The 6,750-nt window shown below is 71.5% G+C and carries 5 protein-coding genes and 1 pseudogene; all 6 read right to left on the reverse strand.

Annotated features, from left to right (window positions below):
• Positions 1 to 2,228 (reverse strand): PAS-domain containing protein (locus AC1D12_RS20420; RefSeq protein WP_477842504.1); only part of this gene is annotated, 2,228 nt, incomplete at its 3' end.
• 3 nt (positions 2,229 to 2,231) lie between these two features.
• Positions 2,232 to 2,960, reverse strand: coding sequence for a response regulator (locus tag AC1D12_RS20425; RefSeq protein WP_477842505.1), 729 nt, complete (start codon positions 2,958 to 2,960; stop codon positions 2,232 to 2,234).
• 114 nt (positions 2,961 to 3,074) lie between these two features.
• Positions 3,075 to 4,700 (reverse strand): alpha-glucosidase, encoded by a 1,626-nt coding sequence (locus AC1D12_RS20430; protein WP_477842506.1) that lies wholly within the window; start codon positions 4,698 to 4,700, stop codon positions 3,075 to 3,077.
• Between the two features lie 8 nt (positions 4,701 to 4,708).
• Positions 4,709 to 5,545 carry a carbohydrate ABC transporter permease gene (locus tag AC1D12_RS20435; protein WP_477829111.1) on the reverse strand — a complete coding sequence of 279 codons (837 nt, stop codon included), beginning with the start codon at positions 5,543 to 5,545 and terminating at the stop codon, positions 4,709 to 4,711.
• Positions 5,545 to 6,465, reverse strand: a complete 921-nt coding sequence (locus AC1D12_RS20440) for a carbohydrate ABC transporter permease (protein ID WP_477842507.1) — start codon at positions 6,463 to 6,465, stop codon at positions 5,545 to 5,547. The genes AC1D12_RS20435 and AC1D12_RS20440 overlap by 1 nt, the downstream gene beginning before the upstream one ends.
• Positions 6,456 to 6,750: pseudogene (locus tag AC1D12_RS20445) on the reverse strand (ABC transporter substrate-binding protein); the annotation flags it as partial. The gene AC1D12_RS20440 and the pseudogene AC1D12_RS20445, both read right to left, overlap by 10 nt.

The raw sequence follows: 6,750 nt of genomic DNA on the forward strand, positions 1-6,750 counted from the left end.
AGCGGGGCCGGCGCACCGGCGTGCGAGGCCGCCAGCCACAGCTCGGCCGTGGTGCCGAGGCCCTCGGCGCTGTGCAGCACCAGGCTGCCACCGCACTGGCGCATGAAGCCGTCGACGATCGCGAGCCCCAGCCCGCTGCCTTGCCCGGGCGCCTTGGTCGTGAAGAACGGTTCGGCCACGCGCGCCTGCACCTCGGCCGGCATGCCGTGGCCGGTGTCGTGCACGCGGATCACGACCGCCTCGCCGGCCGGCACCACGCGGTCGCTGTGCGCGACGTGCGCGACCGACAGCGTCAGCATGCCGCCGCCCGGCATCGCGGCGGCGCTGTTCAGCGCGAGGTTCAGCAGCGCGTTCTCCAGCTGGCCGCGGTCGGCCTGCACCGACAGCGCGGCGTCTGCGCTGCCTTCGTCGATCCGCACCTCGATCGCCGGCCCGACCGAGTACTCGACCAGGTCCTGCATCTCGGCCAGCATGTCGGCCACGCACACCGACTCCACCTCCAGCGGCTGGCGCCGCGCGAACACCAGCAGCCGCCGCGACAGGCCGGCCGCCGACTCGGCCGCCTTGTGCGCGCGCACGGCCAGCGCGCTGACCCGCTCGTCACCGAGCAGCCGATGGCGCAGCAGCTCCAGGTTGCCGAGGATCGCGCTCAGGAAGTTGTTGAAGTCGTGCGCGATGCCGCCGGTCAGCTGCCCCAGCACCTCCATGCGCTGGGCCTGCCGCAGCTGTGCCTCCATCGCGCGGCGTGCGCTCAGGTCGCGGCAGACGGCGACCCAGCCGCCGTCGGGCATCGGGTGGCTCAGCATCTCCAGCACGCGCCCGCCCGGCAGGTGCAACTCGGCCGACGCGGCGATGCGGTGCCGGCCCAGGCGCGCCGCGGTCTCGGCCGCGACCGCGCGCCAGGTGGCGCCGGCCGGCAGCGCCGCGTTCAGCTCGCCGATCGGCACGCCGCGGCGCAGCACGCCGGGGGCGAACGGCAGCAGGCTCTCGAACTTCTGGTTCCACACCACCAGCGTGCCGCCCGCGTCGTACACCGACAAGCCGTCGTTCATGCCGTGGAACACGCTCTCCAGCAGGCGGCCCTGCGCATGCAGGCCCTGCGTGAGCCGCTGCTTCTCGAGCAGGTGGTCGCGGAACACCTGGAAGGCGCGCGCCAGCTCGCCGATCTCGTCGGGGCGCGCGATCGCGGTGCTCGGCTGCGCGACATCGCCGCCGGCCAGCCGCGTCATCGTGCGCGTCATCGCCTGCAGGTCGCGCAGCACGCGCTGCACGTACAGCGCGCCGGCCAGCGCCGTCAGCACCGACAGCGCGCTCACCAGCACCAGCGCCGAGGCGCCCGAGGCCACCGTGCGGCGCACCGTGTCGCGCCGCTCGGTCGACACCTTGCGCAGCTCGGCCACGTAGGCGCTGGCGCGCGCGCCGAGCTGCGTCGAATGGCTGCGCATCAGCTGCACCACGGTGCTGAGCTGGCGCTCGGTGCGCAGCTGCCGGCGGCGCAGCTGGAACGCGCCGTCGTCGCCGAAGCACAGYGCCTGCAGCGCGGCGGCGAGCGCCGGCAGCCGGCGGTCCTCGCCGGCCTGCTGCGCGAACACCCACAGCGCCTCGACGTCGGCCTCGCTGCGGCCGAGGGTCGTGTACTCGTCGGCCAGCTCGGCGGCGACCAGCGTGCTCCAGATCGACTGCAGGCTCGGCCCGTCGCGCTGCACGCGCACGCGGTTGCGGAACAGCTGGTCGCCCAGCGCGTCGAGCGTGTCGCGCTGGCTGCGCAGCTGGGCCTGCTGGCGGCGGCGTTCGCTCGACAGCGCGAGCAGGCTGGTCAGGTCGCGGTCGATGCCGTCGAGCATCGCGGTGGCCTCCAGCCGCGAATCGGCCTGCGTCGGCAGATCGCCCGACAGGCGGCGGATCTCGCCGAGCAGCACGCGCACCAGCTGGCTGTCGTTGCGGCTGGGCGATTGCAGGTCGCTGTCGGCGATGCTGGGCGCGACGGCGGCGAGCTGCGACACCTTCTCGGCCAGCTCCAGCACGCGCGCGATCTCGGGCATCACGCCGGCCTCGAAGTCGTCGAGCGCGCGCTGGTTGTGGCGCATGCCGGCGATGCCGGTGACGGCCAGCACGATGGTCAGCAGCAGCAGCGCGAGGAAGGTGGCGAGCAGGCGGGTGCGGATCGCGAAGCGGGCGGGGATCTCGCCGGGCGGTGCGGCGGCATCCCGCGTGGCGGCAGCGTCCACGGGTCAGCCGCGTGTCACCGGTACGCCGAACACGTAGCCCTGGCCGCGCTCGGTGCGGATGTAGGCCGGTTGGCGCGGGTTCGGCTCGATCTTGCGGCGCAGTCGCAGCACCAGCACGTCGACGCTGCGGTCGTAGGCCTCGGTCTCGGTGCCGCGGAACTGCGACAGCAGCTCGTCGCGCGCCCACACGCGGCCGGCCTGCGTGACCATCGCGGCGAGCAGCGCGAACTCGCCGCGCGTCACCTCGCAGGGCTCGCCGCTGCTGCGCGCCAGCGTGCGGGCGGTGCGGTCGAGCACCCAGTCGCCGAAGCGGTAGCGCTCGTGCACCGGGTCGTCGGGGCGGGCGGCCGGCTGCGACAGCTCGGTCGAGCGGCGCAGGCTGGCGCGCACTCGGGCCAGCAGTTCGCGCCCGGAGATCGGCTTGACGAGGAAATCGTCGGCGGCGAGTTCGAGCCCCAGCACCCGGTCGGCCTCGTCGCCCTTGCCGCTCATCATGATGATGGGCACGGTGGAGCTGCGGCGCAGCTCGCGCGCGATCGCGAGGCCGTCCTCGCCGCGCAGCTTCAGGTCGAGCATCACCAGCGAATGCGGGCGCTCGCGCAGCGCGCGCTGCATCTCGGCGCCGGTCTGCACCGCGGTGGCCTGCAGGCCGCCATCGGTGAGCACCGCGCCGATCCAGTCGAGCACGTCGCGCTCGTCGTCGAGGACCAGGATGCGGTGCGGGGTGGGCATCGGGGGACTATACGAAAGCGCACCGAGGCGGGCTCTCGGGAATGTCCCTCGCCGTGGCGAGTGCTGCAAGTCAATCGCCGCTCCCGGGTCTCATCGACCGCAAGCCATGGTCGCTCAACGCGCCTTCTCACCCACCCGCGCAAACAACATCCCGCACCGCTCCAACCGCACGGCGCCGCCCTCCAGCCGCGCCCCGATCGACCGCTCCGCGATCACCACCGCGTGGCGGTCGATCCGGTAGTCCGCCGGCTCGCCCGACAGGTTGAACACGCAGATCAGCGACTCGCCACCCGCCACGCGCTCGAAGGCCAGCACCTGGTCGGTGGGCGCCAGCAACTGCAGCGTGCCGTCGCGCAGCAGCCGCTCGCGGCGGTGCCAGCCCAGCCAGTCCACGTAGAACGCATGCAGCGACCCCGCGTCGCCCACCTGCTCGCGCACCGCCAGCGGCAGGTGCTCGTCGGCGATCGGCAGCCACGGCGTGCCGGTCGTGAAGCCGGCGCCCGGTGCGCGCGTCCAGGGCATCGGCGTGCGGCAGCCGTCGCGGCCCATCTTCTGCGGCCACATCGTGATGCCGAACGGGTCGCGCAGCTGCTCGAACGGCACGTCGACCTCGGTCAGCCCCAGTTCCTCGCCCTGGTAGATGCACTTGCCGCCGGGCAGCGACAGCAGCAGCGCCGCGGCCAGCTCGGCACGTTGCCGCGCCGTCGCGCCCCACGCCGACCAGCGCGACGCGACGCGCTCCACGTCGTGGTTGCCGATCGACCAGCACACCCGCGAGCGGCTCGCGTCGCGCAGGTACTCCTCGAGCACGCCGGCCAGGTGGCGTGCCGAGCAGTCGCGCTCCAGCAGCCGGAACACGTAGGCCATCTGCAGGCGCCGCTCGCCAGCCGTGTACTCGGCCAGCGTCTTGTACTGCTGGTCGTCGCCGATCTCGCCGAGCAGCGCCGCACCGGGGAAGCCGTCGCACAGCGCGCGCAGCCGCTCGATGAAGAGCAGGTTCTCCGGCTGCGTCTTGTCGTACAGGTGGCGCTGCCACGCATACGGGTTGCTGCGGTGCGCTGCGCCCGCGAACTGCCCCGCGGGCTGCGGCGGGTTGCTGCGCAGCTGGCGGTCGTGCGTGTAGAAGTTGGCGGTGTCGAGCCGGAAGCCGTCGACGCCGCGCACCAGCCAGAAGCGCGCCACCTCCAGCAGCGCGTCCTGCACGGCCGGCGTGTGGAAGTTCAGGTCCGGCTGGCTGGCCAGGAAGTTGTGCAGGTAGTACTGCTCGCGCCGCGTGTCCCACTGCCAGGCCGATCCGCCGAAGATGCTCAGCCAGTTGTTCGGCGGCGTGCCGTCGGGCTGCGCATCGGCCCACACATACCAGTCGGCCTGCAGGTTGCTGCGGTCGGCGCGGCTCGCGGCGAACCACGGGTGCTGGTCGGAGCTGTGGCTGAGCACCAGGTCGATCATCACGCGCAGCCCCAGCGAATGCGCGCATTCCACCAGCGTCTCGAACGAGCGCATCGAGCCGAACATCGGATCGACGTCGAGGTAGTCCGACACGTCGTAGCCGAAGTCGCGCATCGGGCTGCGGAAGAACGGCGCGATCCACACCGCGTCGACGCCCAGCCCCTTCAGGTAGGGCAGCCGCGCGGTGATGCCGTCGAGGTCGCCGATGCCGTCGCCGTTGCTGTCCTGGAAGCTGCGCGGGTAGACCTCGTAGACGACGGCATGGCGCCACCAATCGATGTTCTGGTTCATGGTGTTGTTCATCCCTTGACGGCGCCGGCGGTGAGACCGGACACGATGTAGCGCTGGAAGGCCAGCACCCCTGCGATCAGCGGCAGCGTGACGATGACCGACGCCGCCATCAGGTTGCCCCACGGCAGCTCGTAGCTGCTCGCGCCCGAGATCAGCGCGATCGCCACCGGCACCGTGCGCTCGGTCGCCGACAGCGTGAAGCTCAGCGCGAACAGGAACTCGTTCCACGCGCCGATGAAGGCCAGCAGCCCGGTCGCCACCAGCGCCGGCCACAGCATCGGCAGGAAGATGCGGAAGATCATCGTGAACACGCCGGCACCGTCCATCAGCGCGGCCTCTTCCACTTCCTTCGGCAGGTCGCGCATGAAGGTGGTCAGCACCCACACGGTGAAGGGCAGCGTGAACAGCAGGTCCGACAGCATCAGCGCCGCCAGGCTGTCGTACAGGCCGAGCGCGCTGACCAGCTCGAACAGCCCCGCCAGCACCGCGACATGCGGAAACATCGAGACGCCGAGGATGGTCAGCAGCAGCGCCTGCCGGCCGCGAAAGCGCACCCGCCCGAGCGCCCAGGCCGACAGCAGCGCGAGCACCAGCGACAGCGCGACGACGACGCCGGCCACCAGCGTCGAGTTCAGCAGGTTGGTGCCGAACGGCTGGTCGCGGAACAGCGCCACGTAGTTGCCGATCACGGCGCGGCTCGGCCAGAACTGCGCGCTGAACAGGTCGCTGCCTTGCTTGAACGAGGTGGCGATCGCGTACGCGAACGGGAACAGCGAGACGAAGATCACCCCCAGCGAGGCGCCGCGGCGCAGCGCGGTGGCGAGGGGCGGTTGCCGCGAGCGCATCAGTCGAGTTCCCGCATGCGAGAGCGAGTCGCCAGCAGCCACGCGATCGTGATGACCGCGATGGTCGCGAACAGCAGCGTGGCCGCTGCCGAGCCCGGGCCGATCTTCTGGAAATCGATCAACTGCTCGCGCACGTAGACCGACATGCTGCGCGTCGCGCGGCTGTTGGAGGTCATCACGTAGATCACGTCGAACACGCGCAGCGCATCGAGCCCGCGGAATACCGTCGCCACCAGCATCGCCGGCAGGATCAGCGGCAGCGTGATGTGCGTGRAGATCGTCCATGGCGATGCGCCGTCGATCTGCGCCGCCTCGTGGCAGTCGCGCGGCACCATCTGCAGCGCGGCCAGCGTCAGCAGCGCCATGAAGGGGGTGGTCTTCCAGACGTCGACCATCACGATCGTGATGAACGAAAGTGACGGGTCGGCCGTCCACGCGAGCGGCTCGTCGATCAGCCGCGCGGCCACCAGCGCGGTATTGATGACGCCGAACTGGTCGTGCAGCATCCAGGTCCACATCTTGGCCGACACCACGGTCGGGATCGCCCACGGCACCAGCACCGCGGCGCGCAGCAGCGTGCGCAGCCGCGACGGGTGGTTCAGCAGCAGCGCGATGCCCAGGCCCAGCAGGGTCTCGAGCAGCACCGAGCTCACGGTGAACAGCAGCGTGTTGCCGACCGAGGCCCACCATTCGGGATCGAACAGCACGCCGCCCTCGCCGAAGCGCTGGCCCAGGTAGTTGTCGAGCCCGACGAAGCGGTGCGTGCCGAGTGCCGACAGCTTCGCATCCGTCAGGCTGAAGAACAGCGTGCGCGCGAGCGGCCAGCCGGCCACCGCCGCCAGCACCGCGAGCGTCGGCAGCACCAGCCACCAGGCCTGCACGCGCCGCGCGCGCTGCAGGCCGGTGCCCGTCAGTTCCATCTGTCGGATTTATCCGCGGGGGCGAGCTTGTTGAGTTGCCGGTCGAGGTCGGCCACCGCCTGCGGCGCCTGTGTCTTGCCGGAGAGCACGTCGTGCGCCGCGTTCCAGAACAGGTTGCTGACCTGGTTGTACTGCGCGGCCGTCACCGTCGACGGGCGGCTCACCGCAGCGGCGAAGGTGCTGCCGAGCTCGGCCATGAAGGGGTTGGCCTTCATCACGTCGGCATCCTTGTAGAGGGCCGGCAGCGTCGGGTTGTACGAGGCCTTGATCGCGCGGTCCTTCTGC

This window comes from Rhizobacter sp. P1_G5, from assembly GCF_056405435.1.